Source organism: Novosphingobium sp. HNCC26BN242 (assembly GCF_057180525.1).
Genome location: NZ_JBXUGM010000001.1, coordinates 1,632,650 through 1,656,691, shown reverse-complemented (window position 1 = coordinate 1,656,691; position 24,042 = coordinate 1,632,650). Strand labels below are relative to the sequence as shown.

Genomic DNA, 24,042 nt, shown 5'->3' with positions numbered 1-24,042 from the left:
TGGCGGGTCTGGTGGTAGCGATTTAGCGCCACATCTCACCCAAGCAGGCGCAGGCGGCGGCGGTGGCGGTTCGAGCATCACCGGCAAGGCTGGTGACGGCGGCAATGGTCAGACACCGGGCGGCGGCGGGGGCGGCGGCGGATCGAGCGTCAACGATGTGGGCGATTCCGGCGCGGGCGGAAACGGCGGCGCGGGCCGCGCGATCATCATCAGCTACTTCTGATGCTTGGCTTTTCGCCCCTCGCGATAGGGCCGCTTGGCTGGATACCGCCAAGCGCGCCGCCATCTGCCGAAGTCACCGGCAGTGCAGCAGCGACAATGGGCGGGTTTGGCCTGTCGGCCAATGCATCGGCATCGATGACGGCCAGTGCGGCGGCGGCTCTGCAGGCCCTTGGCCTGTCTGCCGGCACGAGCTTTACGATCAGCGCCACCGGCAGCGCCACAATGGGCCCGATGACACTGTGGGCGGCCGGGGCCATGGCGATCGGCGCGACCGGGAGTGTTAGCGCCGGTTTGTTTGCGCTGGATGGTGCTGGCGGTTTCACCATCGTGGGCAGCGGTGCTGCGCAAATGGCCGGGTTCGGGCTTTCTGCCCTGGCGTCGGACGGCAGCGCGCCGGTTGTGGTGGTACCGCGCATCATCTTCACCGCGCGGCCGAAACAGCTGACCTTTGCCGGTAGGGCGAAGCAGCTGCTGTTCAGCCCGAAGGCAAAGCGGCTTACCTATGTCGCGAAAGGGAATGGCATGAGCGAAGTGATCAGGATCGAGGAAGACAAGCTGCCGATCGAGGTGCTGCCGCTGGCCTTCGATCTTTCGGACTGGGACGCGCAGCTGGGCACGATCACCGGGCACAACGTGCAAGTGGAAAGCGGGAGCGTGACGGTGCCCTCTCACGAAATCGATGGCACCACGATCAGCTTCAGCGTGGCCGGTGGGCAGCGCATGGAGGCCTATAGCGTGATCGTTTCGGTCGAGGGGTCAAATGGCCTGTTTGCCAATCGGCTTGTCGGGATGGTGATTTGAGGCTGCATACAAACATGCATGCATGCGCGCATGCAGACTTGCATGAGAAAGCTGGGTTCCCGCCTTCGCGGGAATGACGAGCTTGGGGGGATAACGGGGGGATAACGGTAGGCGCGAAGCGCCTCTGAAAGCCCCGGAAACCGGGCCTGAAAATGCAGCGCGGCGGATGGTGTATCCGCCGCGCTTTGTGTTTCGGAAGCGCCTGAACCTCGTTTGAGACCGATTGATTCTTGATCGGCTCTGCTGCGCCTTCGGCTCCGCAACCGCGAGCGGGTCAGTTTAACGACTTTCGAAAGTTGGTGATTTCCATGTTAAGTGACGCCGATTTGCGGCGCGCACGTCTGCGCGCGCGGCCCTACAAGTTGTGGGACGGGCAGGGGCTGCATCTGCTGATCGTGCCCAACGGGCGGCGCACCTGGTTGCTGCGATCGCGCGCCGGCGGCCGCGAGCGCCTGATCACGATCGGGACCTATCCCGACGTCGGCATCGAGGAGGCGCGGCGCCGTGCAGATCTCGCCCGGGTTGGTCTGCCGTTTGATGATGCGTTGCCCAGCACCACCTTCGAGCAATGCGCGCGCGCCTGGCATGCGCTGCATGCGCCACACTGGTCCACCGTTCACGCGGCCGACGTGCTGGCCAGCCTCGAGCGTGATGTGTTCCCGGCGATCGGCGGCGAGCCTGTGGCCGAGATCGGTGCGCCGGACGTGTTATCGGCTATCCGCGCCGTGGAGGCGCGGGGCAATGGACAGACCGCGCGCAGGCTTCGCCAGCGCTGCTCGGCCGTGTTCGGCTATGCGATTGCAGAAGGCATGCGCAAGGATGACAATCCCGCGCGCGATATCGGGCAGGCTTTGCTGCCGCCGCGCCTGTCCAGGCCGCACCCCGCGCTGACATCGATCGAGGATTGCCGGGAACTGCTGAAGGCGTGCGACCAATTGGAGGACGCGCGCGAAATGGTCCGGCTTGCCTCCCGATTCCTTGCGCTGACGGCGGTGCGGCTGGATGCGGTGCGGGGCATGCGTTGGGAAGAGCTTTTGGGGGATGAGATCGAGCAACTGGACGGCCTGACCGTCTGGCGTGTTCCGCCGGCGCGGATGAAGCTGGCGAAGGCGAAGAAGGAAGAGGAGCGGTTTGCACATCTGGTGCCGCTTTCGCGGGCGGCGGTAGCAGTACTGGACCGCGCGGCCGAATTGTCCGGCTCTCGTGATGGACTGGTTTTCGCTGGTCGAAGCGCCAGTAGTCCATTGGGCGAGCGGGCCATTCTCGATATTTATGTCGAGGCCGGGTTTCGCGGCCGGCACGTGCCCCATGGCTGGCGGGCATCTTTCTCCACGATCATGAATGAACGACGCCCGGGGGACCGGTCCGCGATCGATCTCACGCTGGCGCATACGCCGAAGGACAAGGTGGAGGCGGCGTATAACCGTGCCGAGATGCTCGATCGACGGCACTCGCTGCTGGAAGAGTGGGGGCAATTGCTGGCGGTTTAAGCCCGCACAGCGCTGCCGTGGCCGACATGGCCGACATCGCGGCAAAGTGGCACGGGTTTTGCGCCTCCACCCTGGGGAGCCCCGGAGACGCGCATGCGGCTCCGTTCGACAGTGCCGTTGGCACTTCGTCTGTTCTCTGACTGGACCTGTCAGGTGGCGCGTGGGGGATCAAACTGCGCATGGCGACATGGATATGTCGCCATTCGTCATAAGGATCAGAATGATCCCCCGGTTTCTCTCGCCTTGCCGGATTCGCGCTTCTGGCCATCGCGCGCATCGAGGAGCGCTGCAATTCGGCTGAGCGTTTCGCCGCGCAACTGATCGCCGTGCCAGTGCTGCCGCATGAAGTCCGTCGCGCTGAGCTGGTCGACCATCGCCTGCCAGTCCTTCTTTGCTTCCTTGCGACGCCAGGCTTCATCGTCTGGCACCGGGCTGTCATCGACAAGGCGGCGCACAAGCGTCTCCAGTTCGTCGGGCAGGATCAGCACATAGGCATTCGGGATCTGCTCGACTTGCGGCCCGGCTTCACCCTTGTTTTCGGTCGGCCGACTTCGCCTGATCCATTGCAGGAAGCCTTGCCGTCGCAATCGCACCATCGCTTCGTGCACGGCAGAATAGCTGTGGCCGACCCGCTCGGCGATCGTGCCGATAGCTGGTTCGAGGCGGCCTGTCGCATAGTCGACCATATCATACAGGGCCTCGAGCACGGCGATTCCCACCGCGCCGATCGCGCCATTGCGGACGCCCTTTTTTGCACCCTGCAATTCGCGCCTGGTGCGCAGCTCCACGCGCTTGGCCATCTGCAGCGCGGCCGAGAGGTAGCGCTTGGCGTTGCGCTTGGTGCCGCGCGTCTTGCCAACGCCCACGGGTCGCCAGATGCGATCCTCGATCTGACCTTCGTAATAGCTGTTTCGCCAGACCGGCTGACCTGAACGAAATGCCTTTTCCGGCGTGGACGGCTTTCCGGTCATGCCGGGAATCGTGATCGCGCCGATGCGCTGCACCGATCCTGTCCGCTGTGGGGCTTTTGGCGAGGCCGTCATGCGCGGCCTCCCGTGGCGGTCAGTCGAAGACGGGCGGCAGAAGGCTGCGGGCCGCAGGCAAACCGGCCATGAGGAACTCCGCCCATTCCTGCGCGATCTCGCGACGCCGCGGCATATACGCGGCGCGATTGTAGATCGGCTCCACACCTTCCTGCATGTGCGCCAGCATCAGATCGATGATTTCGCGATCGGAAGGGTTTCCAGCGATCGCGGCACGTTCGTTCATGATGGTCGAAAACGATGCGCGCCAGCCATGCGGGACATGTCGCCCGGTCAGCTTGGCCTGCCGGTAATGCTTGCTGAGCGTTGAATCGCTGATTGGTTTGCGCCGATCGCCAACGCCAGGAAAAAGCAGCGTCGGGCTGGGGCTGGCATGCATAGCCGCCTGGACCGTTTCCACTGCCTGCGCCGAAAGCGGCACCAGAAATTCGTATGTCGCATCGCGCTTCTTTTTGCGGGTGAGCTTCATCTTGGCGGCTGGTATGCGCCAGATCGGCGCGGAACCACCAAGGTCCTCGAACTCGCTGCGCTCGGCCAACCTGACAACCCCGGGGCGGGCAGCTGTCAACGCCAATAGCCGGGATGACAACAAGGTTGCCCAGTACGGATCGCCCATGGCCTCTGTCGTCGGCAGGATCGTGCGCACCTCGGCAGGCTTTAGCAGCGCCGGACGCAATTTCGGATCGGTCGGCTGGATCGCCTTGCGAATAACGGCGGCTGGATCGGCCTCGGCAATCCCCGAAGAAATCGCCCAGACAAACACGTCCGATATATGCAGGCGGACGCGATGCGCCATTTCGATTGCGCCGCGCTTTTCCACGCCGCGAATGACCTCGAGCACCATTGGTGGCGTGATCTGCTTTATCGGCATTGTGCCAATCATCGGAAAGACGTTCTCGCGCAGGCGATCGAGGATCTGCGTGGCGTAACGTGGGTTGAGCGTCTTCGCCTTCTGCTCGTGCCAGGCGCGGGCGATCTTCTCGAACGTGTCGAGCGATTCCAGAACCGCCACTGCCTTGCGCTTCTTGCGCTCCTGCCCAGGGTCCTTGTCCGCTGCCAGCTCGCGCCGAGCCTGATCGCGCAACTCGCGTGCCTGTGCCAGCGAGATCTCGGGATAGCCACCAAGCGTGAGCTTCTTTTCCTTGGTGCCGAAGCGATACTTCAGGCACCACGATTTCGACCCGGCTGGCGTTATGCGCAGGTAAAGGCCACGTTCGTCGAAGAGCTTGCGCTCCTTCTCGCCGGGAATCGCCTTCCTGCAGGCTGCATCGGTCAGCATTGGGGGCCGGGAAAAGCGGGGCCCCGGAAAAGGCCCCCAAACCGGGGGCCGTTAAGTGCGACTCGATGCGCGAACATGTTTGTTCAGTCGCCCGGAAACCGCAGAAATTCAAGGGTTTTGGATGAGCATCCGCGAACATGTTCGCGAAATGTGGCTCCCTGAGTAGGATTCGAACCTACGACCAAGTGATTAACAGTCACCTACTCTACCGCTGAGCTATCAGGGAGCAGCCATGGTTTCCCGTGGCAGGACCGCGCTAATAACAGCCGTTTCGGGTTTGGCAAGCGTCTGATGCCAAATTTTCCGCTGACTGGAAACTTCCTCAGGCCAAAACCTTCCTCACACCATGAATTGCTCGGCAAAGATGCGGTCTTCAAGGCTCTGGCCGCGGTCGAATAGCAGGGTCAGGCGGTGTTCTGGCCAGGCTTTGACCCGCACTTCGCGCACATCTCGCACTTCCTTCTGGTCGGCCACGACGAGCACCGGTCGCTTTACCGATTCCAGCGCCTTGAACACGATCTCGTACGTGTCTGGCAGAATCGCCCCACGCCATCTGCGCGGGCGAAAGGGGCTGATCGGGGTGAGCGCCAGCATGTTGGACGACAGCGGAAGGATCGGGCCATTGGCCGACAGGTTGTAGGCCGTGGAGCCTGCAGGCGTTGCCACCAGCACACCATCGCAGGCGAGTTCCGGCATGCGCACTTTGCCGTTTATGCTGACCTCAAGCTTTGCGGTCTGGCGCGTTTCGCGCAGGATCGACACTTCATTGATTGCACAAACCGAATGCTCCTCGCCCAGATTGGTTGTGGCTGTCATCCGCAGCGGCGAGATGGCAACGGCCGTTGCCTTCGCCAGACGCTCTTTAATGCTGCGGCTTGAGCGGTAGCGGTTCATCAGAAAGCCGATTGTGCCCAGATTGAGCCCGAAGGCCGGGATCACATGATCGCTATCGAGCATCGCGTGCAGCGTTTGCAGCATGAAGCCATCCCCGCCGATGACCACCGCGGCATCTGCTTCCTCCAGCGGAACCCACGTGCGTTCCTTGCGCAAGGATTCGCAAGCTTCCTGTGCCCGCTCTGTCGGCGAAGCGAGCAGGGCCAGACGGCTATACTCGGGCATTGATTTTGCGCCTCTCCGCGAAGGGTCAGTCAAGGTTGATGGGGCAGGGATATGGGGTGCAGGGGATTGGCGCAATGCACAAAAGCAAGATCAGCCTTCATGCATCTTTACGGAGCAAGCCTGCAAATGGAATGGTTTGGCAAGAGTTTCCGGCTATGTCCTGTGCCAATGGGAAACCCCGCCGCCACTTACGCTCGTGATCCTCTCACAGGGCTTGCCGGTTCTGGCGAGGCTCGCGCTTGGCTGCAACATGCCCCAGCCCCTGATTACCTGCAAGCAATGCTGATCGGGCTGCACCGCTTTCGCTCTGTCAACATTGCCTATGGCAATGCCGGAGGCGATCTGGCGCTTGCTGAAATCGCGCGGCGAATCCGCGATTTTGCGGTGGAAGAACTGGGGCCATCAGCCATCGTTGCGCGCATCAGCGGTGGCGAGTTTCTGGTCGCCTGCACCGGCGCAATGCCGCGCGAACGCTGGCAATGGCTGGCCGAGGCTCTAGGGCGCACCGTGGGGCGTGCGCTGCCGGTCCACGGCGATGTTTTGCACCTGCTGCCGCGCATTGCGCTGCTGCGCCGCGCGCCGGGCGAGAGCGCGGGCTGTATGCTAGACCGGCTCGATCAGGCGCTGGGAAGCCTTGAACAGTTGCCCGGACGCCGCGTGATGTGGGCCGATGGCTCGCACCGCGCGCGCGGCCGCAGCGCGGCGCGGCTTGAGGCAGACCTGATCGGCGCGATGGCACGGGACGAGATCGGGCTGGTGTTTCAGCCGCAGTATTGCGTGCAAACAGGCGCGCTTGCCGGTGCCGAAGTGCTGGCGCGATGGAATCACCCGCAGCTTGGCCGGATCGGTGCGGAAACGCTGTTCGCGATTGCTGAACGCGGTGATCACATCGAACAACTCTCCAGCCATATCGTCCAGCGCGCGCTGGCTTGTGATGAGCGATGGAAAGGGCATCTGCCGCTATCGATTAATATTACAGCCGAAGATCTTGCAGCCGAAGATTTTGCAGCCGGTTTTACGCAGGCGCTCGACCGCAGCGGATTTCCACCCGCGATGCTCACGCTGGAAGTGACTGAGCAGAGCCTAATTGCTGATTTCGCCCGCTCGGCTAGCTCGCTCAAGGCCATTGCTGGGCTGGGCGTGCGCATTGCGCTGGATGATTTCGGCACCGGCTATGCCAACTTCCGCACGATGAAGGCGCTTCCGATCGATACGCTCAAACTCGATGCCTCGCTGGTCGGCGATGTCGATACAGATCCGCGCGACCGGGCGATCCTGAAAGCCATCGTCGCCATGGCAAAGGCGCTCGGCCAAAAGATCGTGGTCGAAGGGATCGAACGTGAAGCGCAATTGGCCGTGCTGGCGCAAGAGGGTTGCGACGTGTTTCAGGGCTTTCTGCGCTCCGGTCCGGTATCGGGCGAGGCAATTGCGGCCATGATTTAACAGGCTACGTTCTTATCTTCATCAAATCCCCCCGTTCGTGCCAAAGGCACGAAGTTTATCCCGAGCATGTCGAGGGGCTCGACACGAACGGCAAGGTTAGTTGAGAGAATTTGAGGTCAGGCCGCCATCTTCGCGCGTTTGACAATCGCCGCAAGGCCCTTGGTCAGCTGCACCAGCCCGTTGAGCCGCCCTTCAGCCGTGCCCCAAGCACGGGTAATCACCAGCTTGTTGTCAGGGCGCAGCTTGGCCACGCCGTTCAACCGCTCGACATAGCTGATGAGGCCGACCGGATCGGGGAAGCTGTCCTTGTGGAAGCTGACCAGCGCGCCCTTGGCGCCCACATCGATCTTGGCAATGTTGGCCGCAATGGCCTGACGTTTCACCTCGATCAGGCGCAGCAGGTTCTGCGTCGCGGCGGGCAGGGGGCCGAACCGGTCGATCATTTCGGCGGCCAGCGCCTCCACAACGTCCGGCCCTTCGGCATCGTTCATGCGGCGGTAGAGCGCCATGCGCACGGCCAGATCTGGCACGTAATCCTCAGGTATCATGATCGGCGCATCAAGCGTGATCTGCGGGCTGAGCGCTTCGCGTTCTCGCGCCAAACCAATATCACCCGCCTTAGCCGCAAGTATCGCATCTTCCAGCATCGATTGGTAGAGTTCGAAGCCGACTTCCTTGATGTGGCCCGATTGCTCGTCGCCCAACAGATTGCCCGCGCCCCGCAAGTCCAGATCGTGGCTGGCTAATTGAAAGCCAGCGCCAAGGCTATCGAGATCACCCAGAACTTTGAGCCGCTTCTCCGCGACTTCGGACAGCGCAGTGTTCTCGGAATGCGTCAGGTAAGCATAGGCGCGAATTTTCCCGCGGCCCACACGCCCGCGCAGCTGGTACAACTGAGCCAATCCGAAGCGGTCTGCGCGGTGGATGACGATGGTGTTGGCGCTCGGGATGTCGATGCCGCTCTCCACGATGGTAGTGGAGAGCAACACCTCGTACTTCTTTTCGTAGAACGCGCCCATGCGGTCCTCGACCTCGGTCGGGCTCATCTGACCATGCGCGGCGATATAGCGGACTTCGGGCACATTAAGCCGCAGCCATTCCTCGACATCGGGCATGTCGGCAATACGCGGCACCACGATGAAGCTCTGCCCGCCGCGCTGGTGTTCGCGCAGCAGCGCCTCGCGCATCACCATATCGTCCCACGGCATCACATAAGTGCGGGTTGCAAGGCGGTCGACCGGCGGGGTCTGGATCGTCGAAAGCTCACGCAGGCCCGACATGGCCATCTGCAACGTGCGCGGGATCGGCGTGGCGGTGAGGGTGAGGACGTGGACGTCCGCTTTAAGCTCCTTCAGCTTTTCCTTGTGAGTCACGCCAAAGCGCTGCTCCTCGTCCACGATGACAAGGCCGAGGCGTTTGAACTCCACCGTTTTGGCCAGCAGTGCATGGGTGCCGATAACGATATCGACCCGCCCATCGGCAAGCCCTGCTTTGGTTTCTGCTGCTTCCTTGGGCGGAACGAGCCGCGAAAGGCGTCCAATTTCAATCGGGAAGCCTTTGAAGCGTTCGACGAAATTGGTGAAGTGTTGGCGCGCGAGCAGAGTCGTCGGCGCGACCACGGCCACCTGCACGCCCTGCATCGCAGCGACGAAAGCGGCGCGCAATGCCACCTCGGTCTTGCCAAAGCCTACGTCGCCGCAGACAAGCCGGTCCATCGGCTTGCCTTCGACCATATCGGACAGGACATCGCCAATGGCGCGCTCCTGATCTTCGGTTTCGTCCCACGGGAAGCGGTCTACGAACGGGCCGTAGCTGGCGGGATCGACCGGCAGGACCAGCCCGTGTCGCAGCGCGCGGTGGGCGGCGGTGGCCATGAGTTGGCCCGCCATTTCCAGAATGCGCTCACGCATCCGCGCCTTGCGCCGTTGCCAGGCTTCACCGCCTAGCTTGTCGAGCGGGATGCCTTCGGCGTCCGAGCCGTAGCGAGAAAGGACATCGAGGTTTTCGACCGGAATGTAGAGCTTGTCTTTGCCGGCGTACTCTAGCTGTACGCAATCGTGCGGGGAATCGCCCACCGCGATGGCTTCAAGCCCGATATAGCGCCCGATGCCGTGGTCCATATGGACCACCAGATCGCCCGGCGTAAGCGCCGACAATTCGGCCAAGAACGCATCGGCATTCTTGCGCTTCTTCTTGCGGCGGACAAGGCGGTCGCCAAGGATGTCCTGCTCGGTCAGCAGTTCCAGATCGTCGTTGGCGAAACCTTGTTCGAGCGGGAGAACAACGGCGACGGGCTTGCCAGAGGCAGCCAGCCCAAGCGCCTCCTGCCACGTCTCGGCCATCAGCGGCGCAGCTTTGCCAGCTTCGGTCAGCAGCGAAGTAAGGCGCGCGCGCGATCCGGTAGTGTAGGCCGCAACGATGGGCTTCTTGCCGCGCGTGCCTAGCGCAGCGATGTACTTCGCCGCTGCTTCGTAGATGTTGCTCCCGCCGCTAGTCGCCGCCGCGCGTTCCGGCGTGAAATCGTGGCTGGAGGTGAAGCCGAAATCGATGACCTGCTTTGATTCCGGCTCGGCAAAGATGGTCGTGCGGTGGACCGGCCAGCCCGCCAGCGCGCGGTCCAGCTCGTCCTGCTTCAGGTAAAGCGCGTCTTCGGCCAGCGGGCGATAGCTGCCGGGGGCCTTTGACGAGGAATCGAGCCGTGACTGGTGGTAGTCGGTGATATCCGCCACACGCTGTTCAGCGGCCTTGATTGCGGTGCCATCCAACACCACCAGATCGTCCGCCCCCAGATGATCGAACAGCGTGACGAGCCGGTCTTCGAACAGCGGCAGCCAGTGCTCCATGCCCGCTAGACGGCGGCCCTCGCTTATCGCCTGATAGAGCGGATCCCCGGTGGCATTTGCGCCGAACAGCTCGCGATAGCGGCTGCGGAACCGCTTTATGCTGTCCTCGTCCAGAAGCGCTTCACTGGCCGGGAGCAGCAGGTGCGTTTCCACCGGCTGCACCGAACGCTGCGTGTTCGGATCAAACAGGCGCAGCGTTTCCAGCTCGTCACCAAAGAAATCGAGCCTCAGGCCATGATCGAGGCCCGACGGAAAAATGTCGAACACCGAACCGCGCACCGCGTATTCACCGGCATCGACCACGGTATCGGTGCGCGAATAGCCCTGCCGCTGCAGCAGCGCAATCAGGCTCTCCCGCCCGATTTCCGCGCCGGGCGTCAACAGCCGGGTGGATTCGCGGATGCGGAACGGGGTGAGCACCCGCTGCAGCACCGCGTTGATCGTGGTGACGAGCAGTTGCGGGCCAGAGCGTTTGTGCTGCAGTTTCTGAAGTGCCGCAAGACGCCTTGAGCTGACGCTGAGCGCGGGCGAAGCGCGATCAAACGGCAGGCAATCCCATGCCGGAAAGTCGATTACCTCAAGGTCAGGCGCAAAGAACGCGGCGCTATCGGCCACAGCGCGCATCGCCGCTTCATCGGCTGCGATGAACACCGCACGGCCCTTTGCCGCGCGCGCAAGATCGGCCAGCACAAGCGGCTGCGCCCCGCGCGCGACGGACGAGAGCGTAAGCGGCGTCTTGGCCGACAGGATGCGGTTCAGATCAGACATGGCGGGCTACTGCGCTGCAGATTGAATCAGCGCGGAATCTCGACGTAGTCCAGCTTGCGCATGACGTCCATCATCGCGCCTGCAAACTTTTCAGGCACGATCTGTGTTCCCAGCGCCCATGCCATGATGTCCACATCGTCTTCCTCGATCAGCTCTTCGAACCATACGACCTGATCGAGATTCCAGTTGGCATGGAAACGATCAAAGTAGCAGCCGATCATGTAGTCCGCCTCGCGCGTGCCGCGATGCCATGCGCGGAATTGCAGGCGTTTCAGGCGATCAGCGGTGATCTCGGCGGTAGAGGCAGGGCTTTCGGTCATGGCAAATCCGTTAGGCGCAACGGGGATGCGAAACAAGGCTGTGCAGCCTGTTCAAGCGGGCAGGTGCTGAACAGTGCCCGGCGCGGATGACTTTGCCGCGCCGGGACAGCGATTGCGAGCTTACTTGCTGCGCAGGGCTGCGATGATCTGCGTGGGCTGGCGGTCCATGAAGTCCTTGGCCAGTTCACCGATCACAGCACGTTCCACCGCCTTGCTGTAATGATGGCGCAGTTCGCCCAGAGTGCGCGGTGGCGCGATCACCACGAGCTGCTCGATCTTGTGGTCCTGCACCTGCCGGTTCAGCCATTCGGCCACGGCTGCGGCATGGGCGTCTTCATCGCGCTGGTTGCCCGATGGGTTGGCGGAGCTGGTGCCATGGCGGTTACCCGAACCGTGATTGCTTTCAACCAGTTCCGGGGTGTCCATTTCGGTCAGCTCCGGCTCCGCTTCGGTCCCGCTGTTGCGTAGGATTTGCCAGTCTTCGCCATCGACAAGCGCAATGACGGCACCATGAGGGATCAGCATTGTGGGTAAACTCCTGTGATTGTGGCTTCTGAACGAACGAAGCGCCTACTTGGGACCAATCACCTTGCGTTGCGTCAAATCGCCGTGATTTTCCGGTGTGGCGAAACCCGCTTGCACAGCTTATGTCCGCGCGATGCGTCCTGATGTGCTCAACCCCCTGTTTGCGGAAACCGGCAGCCTGAAAGGCGTGGGGCAGGGATTATCGCGCCCGCTCGAAAAGCTGGGGCTGGGGCGCGTGCGGGATATCGCCTATCACTTGCCCGAACGCTGGGTGCTGCGCCGCGCCGTCGGCAATCTGGACGAGGCGGGCCTTGGCGAACAGATCGTCCTGCCGCTCACCCCGCGCGAATATCGCCAGTCTGCTGGGCGCGGGCCATTCCGGGTCATGGCCGAAGATGCGGGCGGCAATTACGTGGCGCTCACCTACTTCGGGCGCGCGGCCTATAGTGGCAAGAAGCAGCTTCCTATCGGGGAGAAGCGCTGGGTCGCCGGGCGGCTCGATCAATATGGCCAGACCTGGCAAATGGTCCACCCCGATCACGTGAGCGAAGACAGCGCCGGGATGATCGGCCAGTTGACCGAACCGGTCTATGCCCTGTCCGAAGGCCTGACCCAGAACCGCATTCAAGGCCTTGTTCAGCAGGCACTGGCGCATCTGCCCGACCTGCCCGAATGGATCGAACCGGGCCTTGCCGCGCGCAACGATTGGCCGCGCTGGCACGATGCGCTGCGCGCCGCGCACAAGGGCGAGGACAAGGCCGCGCGCGACCGTCTCGCCTATGACGAGTTGCTGGCCAACAGCCTTGCCCTGCTGCTGGTGCGCCAAAGCAACCGCGCCAAGAAAGGCACGCCGCTCCATGGCGACGGGCGCTTGCGCGCCAAGCTGAATCTGCCGTTCGAACTGACCGGCGCGCAGAAGCGCGCCATCGCCGAGATCGAAAGCGACGTGGCGCAAGGCGCGCCGATGCTGCGGCTGCTGCAGGGCGATGTCGGGTCTGGCAAGACGGCGGTGGCGCTCAACGCAATGCTGATAGCAGTAGAGGCCGGAGGTCAGGCCGCCTTGCTGGCTCCCACCGAAATCCTCGCGCGGCAACACGCCGAAACGCTGACGCGCATGGCCGCGGGCACCGGGGTTAACATCGCGCTCCTGACCGGACGGGACAAGGGCAGAGCGCGTGAATCAATCCTGATGGGACTGCTCGATGGCAGCATCGATATCTGCGTCGGCACGCACGCCATCTTTCAGGACACGGTCGCCTATCGCAATCTGGCGCTAGTGGTGATCGACGAACAGCACCGTTTCGGTGTCGGCCAGCGGCTGATGCTTACGCAGAAGGCACGGCGCACACCGCATTGCCTGGCGATGACCGCAACGCCGATCCCGCGCACGCTGACGCTGGCCCAATATGGCGAGATGGACGTCTCGCGGCTCGACGAAATGCCACCGGGTCGGCAGGCAATCGATACGCGGGTCGTGGCGCAAGACCGGTTGGACGACGTGATCGAAGGCATCGGGCGGCACATTGCCAAAGGCGCGCAGGCCTATTGGGTGTGCCCGATGGTCCACGAACAGGAAACCTCGGACATCGCCGCCGCCGAAGCGCGCCACGCGTTGTTGCAAGAGCGGTTTGGCGATACGGTGGTCATGGTCCACGGCCAGTTGCGGCCCGAGGCCAAGGACGCCGCGATGGAACGCTTTGCTCGTGGCGATGCCAAGCTGCTGGTGGCGACCACGGTAATCGAAGTGGGCGTGGATGTGCCCAACGCGACGCTCATGGTTATCGAACAGGCTGAACGCTTCGGCCTTGCCCAGTTGCACCAGTTGCGTGGGCGAGTGGGTCGGGGCAGCCAGCAATCGACCTGCCTTTTGCTGCGTGGCGATGCGCTGTCCGAAACCGGACGCGAACGCCTGGCGCTGATGCGTGAGACGCAGGACGGGTTCAGGCTGGCCGAAGAGGACTTGCGCTTGCGCGGCGGTGGAGAATTGCTGGGCACTCGGCAATCGGGCGATACGCCGTTCAGGGTCGCCGATTTTGAACAGATTGCGCGGTTGCTGCCCTTGGCCCACGACGATGCGAGGCTGCTGATGGAGCGCGACGGTGGCCTGTCATCCCCGCGCGGGGAGGCTGCGCGGCTGCTGCTCTATCTGTTTGAACGCGATTGGGGCGTGCAACTGCTGCGGGGAGGCTGAATCCAGCCAAAGGCGGCACCGAACCCGATGCCGCCCCTTTTTTGTGAAGCTCAGTTGGCAGCAGCTGGAGCCGCCGCGCTCTTGGTTGCATCGGCAAACTGCTGTGAAGTCATGCCCATGAACAAGCCACTTTCGCCTTTCCCGACTGCTGTGCGGGGCAGCTTGACCTTGGCCGTGCCGGTATCGAGCACGAAGTCGGTCTCAGACACTTCGCTGATCTTGCCCAGCACGGTGGTGCCATCAGAGGCATGGACCGGCGCATCCACTACAATGGCCGCCGCCAAAGCTTCCTTGGCCGCAGCCGCAGCCTTTTCAGCGGCTTCATCAAGTTGCACCTTGGTCAGGCCAAGCACCGGACCCTTGGGGCTGGTGCCCAGCGCCGACAGCGCCAGCGTAGCGGTGTTCTTGCCTGTATCGATCACGAAGTTGGGGGCGGCGATGCTCTTGATCGTACCCACTTCGGCACCGGCAGCATCATAGACGGTTGCGCCAACTGCAGGCGCGGCAGGTGCAGGCGCGGTGGCTGCGGCTCCAGCAGCACCCTGCTGTGCGATCGCGGGCGTGGCAAACGGTGCTGCGGCCACAAGCAGGGAAATCGTCAGGTTTTGCAGTTTCACGGATGGGGGTTTCCTGTCCAGTTAATGGGATAACCCCGGAAAGGTCAGGAAAATTCCGCATCAGCGAAAGGGTCTTTGCGTTCTTTGCGAAGGAATATACGGTGAATTGAATGACTTGTGTATCATGAGCGATGAAGCGAGCCTCTGCGACCATGTGATCCAGCGCACATATGAAAAGAGCGACCCGAAGGCCGCTCTCATTCTCATCCCGCTGTGATGAAGTGGTCGGGGAAAGAGGATTCGAACCTCCGGCCCCTGCCTCCCGAAGACAGTGCTCTACCAGGCTGAGCTATTCCCCGACCGATCCGCCAACTGGTTTCCCAGCCGCGAGGCAGGCGCGCCCTATACGAGGCAGTGCCGGGACTGGCAAGCAGGTTGGGGCAAGTTTTTTCCTCCTGCGGTTTTGCGCGTTTGGGCCATGCCGGATAGAAGCAGAGCGATGTCCAGTCATGCCGATTCCGCCCGCCATCCTGAATGGCAATACCTCGATCTGATGCGTCACATCTGGGAGCAAGGGGATGAGCGCGTTGACCGGACTGGCGTTGGCACGCGATCGGTGTTCGGCGCGCAATTGCGGTTTGACCTTTCAGACGGCCGCATGCCACTGCTGACCACCAAACGCGTGTTCTGGAAAACCGCGACGCGCGAATTTCTGTGGTTCTTCACCGGTGACACCAACATTCGCAAGCTTTGCGCGCAGGGCGTGGAAATCTGGACCGACTGGCCGCTTGCCCGCTATCGCAAGGCAACGGGCGACGCCATTTCGCGTGCCGATTTTTCCGCCCGCATCGTGGCAGACGAAGCTTTTGCGCAAAGCTGGGGCGATCTCGGCCCGGTCTATGGCAAGCAATGGGTCAACTGGCCAGTCTATGAAGAGGCGGGTGAGGGCTTGTTCCGCCAGCGCGCGCAAGGCGTAAATCAGGTGGCCGATGTGGTCCACTCGCTGCGCCACAACCCGGGCAGCCGTCGCCATATCGTCGAAGGGTGGAACGTGGCTGAACTGGACCAGATGGCACTGCCGCCCTGCCACAAGACCTACCAGTTCCACGTCAGCGGCAACCGGCTCAATGGTCTGCTATATCAGCGCAGCTGCGATGTGGCGCTGGGACTGCCGTTCAACTTGTGGGGCGCGGCGCTGTTTATCCGTCTGCTGGCGCAGCAATGCGATCTTGAACCCGGCGAACTGGTGTGGATGGGCGGCGATACACACCTCTATCTGAATCACGCGGAACTGGTCGAAGCGCAACTTTTGCGGGAACCGGAGGGCGATCCGCGCCTTGCTCTGTTGCGCCGTCCCCAAGATATCTTCAGTTATCGGATCGAGGACTTTGAAGTCTCCGGATATGCGCCTCAGGGCCAGTTGAGCGCACCGGTAGCCGTCTGAAACGGTGATTGACTCGCAAAGCTGTGTGAAATAAAATAACACGAAGTTATAATTTAACACCCGTTCGGCTTTTGCATTTGCATAGGCACCTGCGGGTGGTGGAGAGTCAGATGCAGGCGTTCCCAAGATGAGCGAAACCGCGCGTGGCAACTTGCCGCAGTTGGCGCTCCATGTGCCGGAACCGAAATTCCGGCCGGGGGACAAGGTCGATTATTCACATTTGGCGATACCCCCCGCAGGCGAACAGCCTCGCCCGGACGAACAGTGTGCGGCAGCGCAGACGCACCCGCTTTGCCTCGATCTGGTGCGCGTGCTTGGCGATGATCATCACGCCGTCGGGCCATGGGACCCCAAACTTGATGCCGAAACACTGCGCCGGATGCTGCGGACCATGGCGCTCACCCGGGCGTTTGATGACCGGATGTATCGCGGGCAGCGACAGGGCAAGACCAGCTTCTACATGAAATGCACCGGCGAAGAGGCGACCTCGGTCGCCCCGGCCATGGCGCTGGCCAGCGATGACATGGTCTTTCCCAGCTACCGCCAGCAAGGCATCCTGATAGCGCGCGGCTATCCGATGGTCGACATGATCAACCAGATCTATTCGAACCGGGCAGACAAGCTGAAAGGTCGCCAGTTGCCGATCATGTATTCAGCGCGTGAGGCTTCATTCTTCTCGATCAGTGGAAACCTCGCCACGCAATATCCGCAGGCCGTGGGTTGGGCCATGGCCAGCGCGATCAAGGGTGACAGCCGCATTGCCGCAACATGGATTGGCGAGGGGTCGACGGCAGAAGGCGATTTCCATTCCGCCATGACGTTCGCCGCGGTTTACAACGCGCCGGTCATCTTCAACGTCGTCAACAACCAGTGGGCGATTTCCAGCTTTTCGGGCTTTGCCGGGGCCGAACGGACGACCTTCGCTGCCCGCGCTATCGGTTATGGCATCGCCGGTATCCGCGTGGATGGCAACGACCCTCTGGCCGTTTATGCCGCCACGCAATGGGCGGCCAACCGCGCGCGGTCCAATGCCGGGCCGACGCTGATAGAACACTTCACCTATCGCGCCGAAGGACACTCCACCTCGGACGATCCCGGACAATACCGTTCGGCGCACGAACGCGAGGAATGGCCGCTGGGTGATCCGATCAATCGGCTCAAGCTGCACCTCATCGCGCTGGGCGAATGGTCCGAAGAACAACAGGCGGAAATGGACCGCGAATTGATGGAACAGGTCAAAGCAGCGACCAAGGAGGCCGAGAAGAACGGCATTCTGGGCCACGGCCTGCACCACCCGTTCCGCACGATGTTCGAAGACGTCTTCGAAGAACTGCCTTGGCACCTGAAAGAACAGAGCGCGCAGGCCATTCATGAGCGCCGCGTCAAATGGCCAGACTGGAAGGAGGACGAGGCATGAGCGAGCCAGTCTCCACCCGCCGCCTGAACATGATCGAGGCGATCAACGATGCACTCGATATCATGATGGAGCGCGATCCCGATGTTGTGGTGATGGGCGAGGATGTGGGCTACTTCGGCGGCGTGTTCCGCGCAACGGCAGGCCTGCAGGCCAAGCACGGCAAGACACGCGTATTCGACACGCCGATCAGCGAATGCGGCATTATCGGCGTGGCTGTGGGCATGGGCGCCTATGGCCTGCGCCCCGTGCCCGAAATCCAGTTTGCCGACTATATCTATCCGGGGCTGGACCAGTTGGTGTCTGAGGCTGCGCGGCTGCGCTATCGCTCAGCGGGCGAATTTACCGCCCCGATCACCGTGCGATCTCCGTTCGGTGGCGGCATCTTCGGAGGGCAGACGCACAGCCAGAGCCCCGAGGCGCTGTTCACGCACGTATCCGGTATCAAGACAGTCATCCCCGCAACCCCCTATGACGCCAAGGGTCTGCTGATCGCAGCGATTGAGGACAACGACCCGGTCATCTTCTTCGAGCCCAAGCGCATCTACAACGGCCCTTTCAACGGCTACTATGACAAGCCAGTTGAGCCGTGGGCCAGACATGCGGACAGCGCCGTGCCAGAGGGGTATTACAAAATCCCGCTGGGCAAGGCGCGGACAGTGCGGGAAGGGGAGGCGTTCACCGTGCTCGCCTATGGCACGATGGTCCACGTAGCCGCCGCCGTCTGCGCTGAAAAGGGTGTCGATGCCGAAATCATCGACTTGCGCACGCTGGTTCCGCTTGACATCGCGGCTGTGGAAAAGTCTGTGCAAAAAACCGGCAAATGTCTGATCGTCCACGAAGCCACCCGCACCTGCGGCTTCGGCGCGGAACTCTCCGCGTTGGTGCAGGAGCGCTGCTTCTACCACCTCGAAGCCCCGATTGAGCGTGTGACCGGTTTCGACACCCCTTATCCCCACAGCCTCGAATGGGCCTATTTCCCCGGCCCGGTCCGCATCGGCGAGGCCATCGACCGTCTGATGAAAGCCTGAAGCCATGGCAACCTATACATTCCGCCTGCCCGACATTGGTGAGGGTATCGCCGAGGCCGAAATCGTCGCCTGGCACGTCGCGGTCGGTGACACCGTTGAGGAAGACGGCCGCCTTGCCGACATGATGACCGACAAGGCCACCGTCGAAATGGAAAGCCCGGTAACGGGAAAAGTCATTTCGATTGCGGGCGAGGTGGGCGATATTGTTGCCATCGGGTCGGCATTGGTGGTGATCGAGACGGAGGGGGAAGACGAGGGTCCTTCGACAAGCTCAGAACGTGCGGATGTTGTTGAGCAGGTGGCAGCCGCCGAACCATCCTCACCAGCCCCCACCACCGCTCGTGCTGAGCTTGTCGAAGCACCGCCCGCCAAACCCGCTCATGCTGAGCCTGTCGAAGCACCGGCCAAACCCGACGCCAGCACCAAAATCCTCGCCAGCCCCGCCGTGCGCGAGCGCGCGCATGATCTGGGCATTGATCTGGCCGAAGTTCGCCCGTCCGAAGAAGGCCGCGTTCGCCACGCCGATCTCGATCAGTTTCTCGCCTACAACGCCACAGGAGGCTATCGCTCGGCAAGCCCGGGGCGCGGCGACGAAGTCGTCAAGGTCATCGGCATGCGCCGCCGCATTGCCGAGAACATGGCCGCGTCCAAACGCCACATTCCGCACTTCTCCTATGTGGAGGAATGCGATGTGACCGCGCTCGAGGCCATGCGAGAACAGTTGAACGCCAATCGTGGTGACAAGCCTAAACTCACACTGCTCCCTCTGCTGATCACCGCGATCTGCCGCGCCTTGCCGCAATTTCCGATGATCAACGCTCGCTATGACGATGAGGCCGGTGTGGTCACCCGCTATGGCACGGTTCACCTTGGCATGGCAGCGCAGACGCCTGCAGGACTGATGGTTCCTGTGATCCGCAATGCCCAGCGTCTGAACCTGTGGCAACTCGCACGCGAGATCGGCCGTCTTGCCGAAGCGGCGCGCAGCGGCAGCGCGAGGTCCGAGGAACTATCCGGATCGACCCTCACGATCACCTCGCTCGGCCCGCTGGGCGGCGTGGCGACCACTCCAGTCATCAACCGGCCTGAAGTCGCTATCATTGGCCCCAACCGCATCGTCGAGCGTCCGATGTTCGTGTCGGACAGTACAGGCGCAGAGCGGATAGAGAAACGCAAGTTGATGAACATCTCCATCAGTTGCGATCACCGCGTTGTGGACGGGCATGATGCAGCCAGCTTCATCCAGGTTGTGAAAAAGCTGATAGAAACGCCGGTGTTGCTGCTGGCGGATTGAAGCTTGTGCGCCGACCCGCGCAGAAAACTGCAGGGCCTGCAATATGCTGCACGAACAGCGTTGACAGCCCGCAAACTCTGCCATAGAGGCGGCGCTCCCAAGGGTGAGCGGGTGTAGCTCAGTTGGTTAGAGTATCGGCCTGTCACGCCGAGGGTCGCGGGTTCAAGTCCCGTCACTCGCGCCATTGGGAAGATGATCAAGGCGCCTTCGGGCGCCTTTTTCTTTGCCTTCAAGCTACGCCGCTCTTGTGGAAAAATAGCTCGCTTCAGCCCCGTTGACAGCCTTACTCACCTGCCATAGAGGCGCGGCTCCCAAGGTACACGCGGGTGTAGCTCAGTTGGTTAGAGTATCGGCCTGTCACGCCGAGGGTCGCGGGTTCAAGTCCCGTCACTCGCGCCACCTTGGGAATTTCTGACAACAGTGGCGGGTCAGACGGCGCGGACAATCAGCCCCAGCGCCCGGTCTCCATCCAGATCAGGAACCGCCGCAGTGGCAGCAGCCACGCAATTCCCAGAATGATATAGACCAGCGTCTGCACCAGCACGTGTAAGCTGCCGATCCACGCCGAAGCCGAAGCGGCTGCAAAGACATAGACGCAAAGCGCCAGCACCAGCGCAATAATGCCGATCGGCTTGCGCCATGTAGGCCGCCAATCGGGCTTTTCAGGCTGTGTCACGCTGGCTGCTCCCATGGACCGTAGATTCGGGTCGGCGTTACCACGGCATGCAGCGGTCGGTCATGCGCCTCACAGGGCAGGTCTTCGATAAGCTGGCAATCCCAAGCCAGCCCAATCCGGCGCACGTTGGGATTCGCCTCAAACCAGCGGTCATAATGCCCGCCACCTTGGCCAAGCCGCGCGCCATCAGCGCTGAAGCCGACCAGCGGCACGAACAACACATCAGGCATCACCGCAGGAGCGCTGGCGGCAGGCTGAACAATATCTTTCCACGGTCCCGGCACAAGCAGGTCATCCACCCATGGCGACGACCACTCGCGAAAGACCATTGGCGCGTTACGGCTCTCGAACCACGGCAAGGCGATCTTGTGCCCGGCTTCGTGGAAAAACTGGGTATAGGCCGTAGCGGGCGCCTCTGATGGGCCAGCCAGATAGACGCCTACAATCGCGTCTTGCGGCACCAGTGCGACCACAGGGGACGGTGGACGCTTGAACATCAGGGCCATCACGCGCGAATCGATAGATGCAACGTGCGCCTTGCGCCGCGCTCTCAATTCGTTGCGCAGCGCGTTCTTGCCTTCCACACGATGCTCCGGTCTTTTTTCAAAAAGGGGGGAGGGTGACGGGCCCACCATGGGTCGTTAGCTCGGAAAATCCTCTGACGCCTCGACGTCAGGTGGGGACCGCTTGCCCGGGACCAGGATCCCAGACAGGGGCAGCCCCCTTGGATTGCTTATAGCCTCAGGGATGTTCATGCGGCTCGTGCCGGGCAGATCCCGTCACGCCCTAGTTAAGCATTCACGGGGCCTTGCTCAAGGGCCATCGCGAGTTTTTCAAGCCGCTCTGCCAAAGCGATGACCCGAGTGACCGTCTGATCGTCAGCAAATGGCGCATCGCCTTCGTTCTCAACCACCGGATCTGCGGTGGCAGCAGGCGCATTGCGATGCGCTTCATGCAATTCGTCGGCCAGCATCAGCGCGGCGAACAGCAAGGTGCGCGTTTCGCTTTGCCCGCGCCCGACATTGCGCGCCCGCTCATCAATCATGCGGCCCAGCATTTCCACATGCGGCTCTTCACCATCGGCACAAGATACCGTGAAGGGCCGACCGCCGATGTCCAATGTCAGATTGCTCATTTGGCCAAAATGCTCACTTTGGCAGTCCTGCCAGCAACAGATCAAGCTGGCGCAGTTCCTGCGCCACGCTATCTTTCAGCTTGCGATGACGTACCTTGAGAAGCGCAAGCTCCTCAACCGTTTCGCCGCCCCTGTGTTCCTGTGCCGAAACCGCCCCTTCGACCCGGGCTAGCGCTTGCTCAAGCCGGTCCAGCGCGGCACCAAGTCCCTCTGTCGCCATGGTCGCGCAAGCTACCACAATGCTGCCTATGCGCAACACCGCCCGCGCATTCTGCCGGGGAAATTGGCCAGCGATTCGTATGCCTTGCGCACATGCAGCAAAGAAGCGCGCCCACAGCCTTGACCCTTGTGTCTGCTATGACCAAAGAGACGCGGCCCCGAATCAAAGTATCTCGTGGCCCGGGCTATGCGGTTGACAGCCGTTCGGTCGCAAACAGGGAAGGGCTTACTTCAAGCATGACACGCGATTCATCCGTGCTGGCTCCGATGGCCAACGCGATCCGTGCGCTCTCCATGGACGCAGTTCAGGCCGCCAATTCCGGGCATCCCGGTATGCCGATGGGCATGGCCGATGTTGCCACCGTTTTGTGGACACAATTCCTGAAGCATGATCCTTCGGCCCCTGACTGGTCGGATCGTGATCGTTTCATCCTGTCGGCCGGGCACGGGTCGATGCTCATTTATGCGCTGCTGTATCTATCCGGCTATGATAGCCCGACGATGGAAGACATCCGCAACTTTCGCCAACTGGACAGCGTTTGCGCCGGGCACCCCGAAAACTTCCTGATCCCCGCCGTTGAAAGCACCACCGGTCCGCTGGGGCAGGGCCTTGCCATGGCCGTTGGCTTTGCGATGGCCGAACGCCACCTGAACGCGCATTTCGGCGATGATCTGGTCGATCACAAGACCTGGGTGATTGCTGGTGACGGCTGCCTGATGGAAGGCATCAACCACGAGGCCGTGGGCCTTGCTGGGACGTTGAAGCTTGGCCGCCTGAACGTGCTGTGGGACGATAACAAGATCACGATCGACGGCGATACCTCGCTGTCGACCACGGAAGACATCCTTGGCCGCTACACCGCCTCGGGGTGGCACGTAACAACCTGCGACGGCCACGACTTTGCTGATATCGCACGCGCTTTGGCCGAAGCCGAAGCCGATCCGCGCCCGTCGCTGGTCGCCTGCCGCACTATAATCGGCAAAGGCGCACCCAACAAACAGGGCGGCCACAACGTACACGGATCGCCGCTGGGCGCTGACGAAATCGCCGCCGCGCGCGAATATCTGGGCTGGACGGCTGCACCGTTTGAAGTGCCTGCCGATATCCTCGCCAACTGGCGGTCGTCGGCAGAGGCAGGCAAGTCTGCCCACGCCGCATGGTCCGCTCGCGCTGCTGCCAATCCCAAGGCTGCGGAACTTGCCCGTCGTATGGCAGGCGATCTGCCCGCAGGCGACGAAGGCAAGAACGAATACTTCGACAGCCTGATCGCCAATCCGCCGAAGGTCGCCACGCGCAAGTCCAGCGAAATGGCGCTGGAAGCCTTGACCGCAGTGATCCCTGAAATGGTCGGCGGTTCAGCAGACCTGACCGGGTCGAATAACACCAAGACCAAATCAACTACGCCGTTTACGCCTGACACTTACGGCGGTCGCTACGTATATTATGGCATTCGCGAATTCGGCATGGCCGCTGCGATGAACGGCATGGCGCTGCATGGTGGCGTGATCCCTTATGGCGGCACGTTCCTGATCTTCTCGGACTATTGCCGCAACGCCATCCGTCTCTCGGCGCTACAGCATCAGCGGGTAATCTATGTGCTGACGCATGACTCCATCGGCCTTGGTGAAGATGGCCCCACCCATCAGCCGGTCGAACATGTTATGTCCTTGCGCATGATCCCCAATCTGCTGGTGTTCCGCCCGGCTGATGCAATGGAAACCGCCGAAGCCTGGACGCTGGCATTGGCCAACAAGCACCGTCCGTCGGTGCTGGCGCTGACCCGTCAGAACCTCGCTCCGGTGCGGTTCGACCGGGAGTTCAAGAGTGCACGCGGCGCCTATCGCCTCGTAAGCGCTACGGCTGCGCGCAAGGTCGTGCTGCTGGCAACCGGTTCGGAAATTGGCGTCGCCAACGATGTTGCTGCCGCGCTTGAAGCGCAGGGCATTGGCGCTGATGTCGTCTCGTTCCCGTGCTGGGAACTGTTCGAAGAACAGGACGCTGCCTATAAGGCCGATCTGCTTCCGGCAGACGTGCTCAAGGTCTCCATCGAAGCAGGCGTTACGCTGGGCTGGCAGAAGTACGTCGGCGATGGACTGACCATCGGCATCGACACTTTCGGCGCTTCGGCCCCGATTGATGTCCTTTATGACCACTTCGGCCTGACGGCTGAAAAGATCGTCCCGCAGATTCTCGCGCGGGTATCGTAATCACACAGGAGTTAAGCTGA

20 protein-coding genes, 4 tRNA genes and 1 pseudogene are annotated in these 24,042 nt (G+C 62.1%); 12 read left to right on the top strand and 13 right to left on the bottom strand.

Annotated features, from left to right (window positions below):
• The 3 genes and pseudogenes from AC2A1F_RS07645 to AC2A1F_RS07635 form a co-directional block, all read left to right on the top strand.
• Nucleotides 1–223 (top strand): annotated as a pseudogene (locus AC2A1F_RS07645) (hypothetical protein); the annotation flags it as partial.
• Nucleotides 223–1,023: a phage fiber-tail adaptor protein gene (locus AC2A1F_RS07640; protein WP_484208129.1), complete on the top strand. Its 801-nt coding sequence runs from the start codon at nucleotides 223–225 to the stop codon at nucleotides 1,021–1,023. The pseudogene AC2A1F_RS07645 and the gene AC2A1F_RS07640, both read left to right, overlap by 1 nt.
• Nucleotides 1,024–1,331: 308 nt before the next feature.
• Nucleotides 1,332–2,513, top strand: a complete 1,182-nt coding sequence (locus tag AC2A1F_RS07635; protein WP_484208128.1) for a tyrosine-type recombinase/integrase — start codon at nucleotides 1,332–1,334, stop codon at nucleotides 2,511–2,513.
• A 215-nt stretch (nucleotides 2,514–2,728) separates the two neighbouring features.
• On the opposite strand, the gene AC2A1F_RS07630 is transcribed toward AC2A1F_RS07635, so the two are convergent.
• The 4 genes from AC2A1F_RS07630 to AC2A1F_RS07615 all read right to left on the bottom strand — a co-directional run bounded on the left by AC2A1F_RS07630 (nucleotide 2,729) and on the right by AC2A1F_RS07615 (nucleotide 5,954).
• Nucleotides 2,729–3,556 carry a hypothetical protein gene (locus AC2A1F_RS07630; RefSeq protein WP_484208127.1) on the bottom strand — a complete coding sequence of 276 codons (828 nt, stop codon included), beginning with the start codon at nucleotides 3,554–3,556 and terminating at the stop codon, nucleotides 2,729–2,731.
• 19 nt (nucleotides 3,557–3,575) lie between these two features.
• Complete coding sequence (locus AC2A1F_RS07625; protein WP_484208126.1) at nucleotides 3,576–4,835, bottom strand: tyrosine-type recombinase/integrase; 1,260 nt, start codon at nucleotides 4,833–4,835, stop codon at nucleotides 3,576–3,578.
• A 151-nt stretch (nucleotides 4,836–4,986) separates the two neighbouring features.
• A tRNA-Asn gene (locus tag AC2A1F_RS07620) sits at nucleotides 4,987–5,061 on the bottom strand.
• A 113-nt stretch (nucleotides 5,062–5,174) separates the two neighbouring features.
• Nucleotides 5,175–5,954 (bottom strand): NAD kinase, encoded by a 780-nt coding sequence (locus AC2A1F_RS07615; RefSeq protein ID WP_484208125.1) that lies wholly within the window; start codon nucleotides 5,952–5,954, stop codon nucleotides 5,175–5,177.
• A gap of 126 nt (nucleotides 5,955–6,080) precedes the next feature.
• Between AC2A1F_RS07615 and AC2A1F_RS07610 the strand changes: the two genes are divergently transcribed.
• A complete protein-coding gene (locus AC2A1F_RS07610; protein ID WP_484208124.1) occupies nucleotides 6,081–7,397 on the top strand; it encodes an EAL domain-containing protein in 1,317 nt (438 codons plus the stop codon).
• Between the two features lie 116 nt (nucleotides 7,398–7,513).
• Here AC2A1F_RS07610 and mfd read toward each other — a convergent pair whose 3' ends face one another.
• The 3 genes from mfd to AC2A1F_RS07595 form a co-directional block, all read right to left on the bottom strand.
• Complete coding sequence (gene mfd, locus AC2A1F_RS07605; RefSeq protein WP_484208123.1) at nucleotides 7,514–11,008, bottom strand: transcription-repair coupling factor; 3,495 nt, start codon at nucleotides 11,006–11,008, stop codon at nucleotides 7,514–7,516.
• A gap of 26 nt (nucleotides 11,009–11,034) precedes the next feature.
• Nucleotides 11,035–11,328, bottom strand: coding sequence for an FAD assembly factor SdhE (locus AC2A1F_RS07600; protein WP_484208122.1), 294 nt, complete (start codon nucleotides 11,326–11,328; stop codon nucleotides 11,035–11,037).
• Between the two features lie 120 nt (nucleotides 11,329–11,448).
• Nucleotides 11,449–11,853 (bottom strand): baeRF12 domain-containing protein, encoded by a 405-nt coding sequence (locus AC2A1F_RS07595; protein ID WP_484208121.1) that lies wholly within the window; start codon nucleotides 11,851–11,853, stop codon nucleotides 11,449–11,451.
• 133 nt (nucleotides 11,854–11,986) lie between these two features.
• Between AC2A1F_RS07595 and recG the strand changes: the two genes are divergently transcribed.
• Nucleotides 11,987–14,044 carry an ATP-dependent DNA helicase RecG gene (gene recG / locus AC2A1F_RS07590; RefSeq protein ID WP_484208192.1) on the top strand — a complete coding sequence of 686 codons (2,058 nt, stop codon included), beginning with the start codon at nucleotides 11,987–11,989 and terminating at the stop codon, nucleotides 14,042–14,044.
• Between the two features lie 50 nt (nucleotides 14,045–14,094).
• Here the strand turns inward: recG and AC2A1F_RS07585 are convergent, their stop codons facing one another.
• Both AC2A1F_RS07585 and AC2A1F_RS07580 read right to left on the bottom strand, forming a co-directional pair.
• On the bottom strand, nucleotides 14,095–14,661 hold the full coding sequence (locus AC2A1F_RS07585) for a hypothetical protein (protein WP_484208120.1): 567 nt from the start codon (nucleotides 14,659–14,661) through the stop codon (nucleotides 14,095–14,097).
• 222 nt (nucleotides 14,662–14,883) lie between these two features.
• A tRNA-Pro gene (locus AC2A1F_RS07580) sits at nucleotides 14,884–14,960 on the bottom strand.
• Nucleotides 14,961–15,100: 140 nt separating this feature from the next.
• Between AC2A1F_RS07580 and thyA the strand changes: the two genes are divergently transcribed.
• The 6 genes from thyA to AC2A1F_RS07550 all read left to right on the top strand — a co-directional run bounded on the left by thyA (nucleotide 15,101) and on the right by AC2A1F_RS07550 (nucleotide 20,183).
• Nucleotides 15,101–16,045, top strand: coding sequence for a thymidylate synthase (thyA, locus tag AC2A1F_RS07575; RefSeq protein WP_484208119.1), 945 nt, complete (start codon nucleotides 15,101–15,103; stop codon nucleotides 16,043–16,045).
• A gap of 127 nt (nucleotides 16,046–16,172) precedes the next feature.
• Entirely contained in the window at nucleotides 16,173–17,462 is a 1,290-nt protein-coding gene (locus AC2A1F_RS07570; protein WP_484208118.1) for a thiamine pyrophosphate-dependent enzyme, read from the top strand.
• On the top strand, nucleotides 17,459–18,490 hold the full coding sequence (locus AC2A1F_RS07565) for an alpha-ketoacid dehydrogenase subunit beta (protein ID WP_484208117.1): 1,032 nt from the start codon (nucleotides 17,459–17,461) through the stop codon (nucleotides 18,488–18,490). The genes AC2A1F_RS07570 and AC2A1F_RS07565 overlap by 4 nt, the downstream gene beginning before the upstream one ends.
• Nucleotides 18,491–18,494: 4 nt before the next feature.
• Complete coding sequence (locus AC2A1F_RS07560; RefSeq protein WP_484208116.1) at nucleotides 18,495–19,784, top strand: dihydrolipoamide acetyltransferase family protein; 1,290 nt, start codon at nucleotides 18,495–18,497, stop codon at nucleotides 19,782–19,784.
• A gap of 107 nt (nucleotides 19,785–19,891) precedes the next feature.
• Nucleotides 19,892–19,968: transfer RNA gene (locus tag AC2A1F_RS07555), tRNA-Asp, on the top strand.
• Nucleotides 19,969–20,106: 138 nt separating this feature from the next.
• Nucleotides 20,107–20,183, top strand: a tRNA-Asp gene (locus tag AC2A1F_RS07550).
• A gap of 46 nt (nucleotides 20,184–20,229) precedes the next feature.
• Here AC2A1F_RS07550 and AC2A1F_RS07545 read toward each other — a convergent pair.
• The 4 genes from AC2A1F_RS07545 to AC2A1F_RS07530 form a co-directional block, all read right to left on the bottom strand.
• Complete coding sequence (locus AC2A1F_RS07545; RefSeq protein WP_292628790.1) at nucleotides 20,230–20,460, bottom strand: DUF2842 domain-containing protein; 231 nt, start codon at nucleotides 20,458–20,460, stop codon at nucleotides 20,230–20,232.
• Complete coding sequence (locus AC2A1F_RS07540; protein WP_484208115.1) at nucleotides 20,457–21,044, bottom strand: 5-formyltetrahydrofolate cyclo-ligase; 588 nt, start codon at nucleotides 21,042–21,044, stop codon at nucleotides 20,457–20,459. Before AC2A1F_RS07540 ends, AC2A1F_RS07545 begins: the two co-directional genes overlap by 4 nt.
• 206 nt (nucleotides 21,045–21,250) lie before the next feature.
• Complete coding sequence (locus tag AC2A1F_RS07535; protein ID WP_484208114.1) at nucleotides 21,251–21,595, bottom strand: cell division protein ZapA; 345 nt, start codon at nucleotides 21,593–21,595, stop codon at nucleotides 21,251–21,253.
• Between the two features lie 13 nt (nucleotides 21,596–21,608).
• Nucleotides 21,609–21,815, bottom strand: a complete 207-nt coding sequence (locus AC2A1F_RS07530; protein WP_484208113.1) for a hypothetical protein — start codon at nucleotides 21,813–21,815, stop codon at nucleotides 21,609–21,611.
• Nucleotides 21,816–22,051: 236 nt separating this feature from the next.
• Between AC2A1F_RS07530 and tkt the strand changes: the two genes are divergently transcribed.
• Nucleotides 22,052–24,022, top strand: coding sequence for a transketolase (gene tkt / locus AC2A1F_RS07525; RefSeq protein WP_484208112.1), 1,971 nt, complete (start codon nucleotides 22,052–22,054; stop codon nucleotides 24,020–24,022).
• The last annotated feature ends 20 nt before the right edge of the window (nucleotides 24,023–24,042 follow it).

Coding starts and splice junctions, on each gene's coding strand:
- AC2A1F_RS07595 (WP_484208121.1), bottom strand. CDS start 11,853: ATGCTGATCCCTCATGGTGCCGTCATTGCGCTTGTCGATGGCGAAGAC.
- AC2A1F_RS07600 (WP_484208122.1), bottom strand. CDS start 11,328: ATGACCGAAAGCCCTGCCTCTACCGCCGAGATCACCGCTGATCGCCTG.
- thyA (WP_484208119.1), top strand. CDS start 15,101: ATGTCCAGTCATGCCGATTCCGCCCGCCATCCTGAATGGCAATACCTC.
- AC2A1F_RS07625 (WP_484208126.1), bottom strand. CDS start 4,835: ATGCTGACCGATGCAGCCTGCAGGAAGGCGATTCCCGGCGAGAAGGAG.
- AC2A1F_RS07640 (WP_484208129.1), top strand. CDS start 223: ATGCTTGGCTTTTCGCCCCTCGCGATAGGGCCGCTTGGCTGGATACCG.
- AC2A1F_RS07565 (WP_484208117.1), top strand. CDS start 17,459: ATGAGCGAGCCAGTCTCCACCCGCCGCCTGAACATGATCGAGGCGATC.
- AC2A1F_RS07530 (WP_484208113.1), bottom strand. CDS start 21,815: ATGGCGACAGAGGGACTTGGTGCCGCGCTGGACCGGCTTGAGCAAGCG.
- AC2A1F_RS07630 (WP_484208127.1), bottom strand. CDS start 3,556: ATGACGGCCTCGCCAAAAGCCCCACAGCGGACAGGATCGGTGCAGCGC.
- AC2A1F_RS07615 (WP_484208125.1), bottom strand. CDS start 5,954: ATGCCCGAGTATAGCCGTCTGGCCCTGCTCGCTTCGCCGACAGAGCGG.
- AC2A1F_RS07535 (WP_484208114.1), bottom strand. CDS start 21,595: ATGAGCAATCTGACATTGGACATCGGCGGTCGGCCCTTCACGGTATCT.
- recG (WP_484208192.1), top strand. CDS start 11,987: ATGCGTCCTGATGTGCTCAACCCCCTGTTTGCGGAAACCGGCAGCCTG.
- AC2A1F_RS07610 (WP_484208124.1), top strand. CDS start 6,081: ATGGAATGGTTTGGCAAGAGTTTCCGGCTATGTCCTGTGCCAATGGGA.
- mfd (WP_484208123.1), bottom strand. CDS start 11,008: ATGTCTGATCTGAACCGCATCCTGTCGGCCAAGACGCCGCTTACGCTC.
- AC2A1F_RS07635 (WP_484208128.1), top strand. CDS start 1,332: ATGTTAAGTGACGCCGATTTGCGGCGCGCACGTCTGCGCGCGCGGCCC.
- AC2A1F_RS07570 (WP_484208118.1), top strand. CDS start 16,173: ATGAGCGAAACCGCGCGTGGCAACTTGCCGCAGTTGGCGCTCCATGTG.
- AC2A1F_RS07560 (WP_484208116.1), top strand. CDS start 18,495: ATGGCAACCTATACATTCCGCCTGCCCGACATTGGTGAGGGTATCGCC.
- tkt (WP_484208112.1), top strand. CDS start 22,052: ATGACACGCGATTCATCCGTGCTGGCTCCGATGGCCAACGCGATCCGT.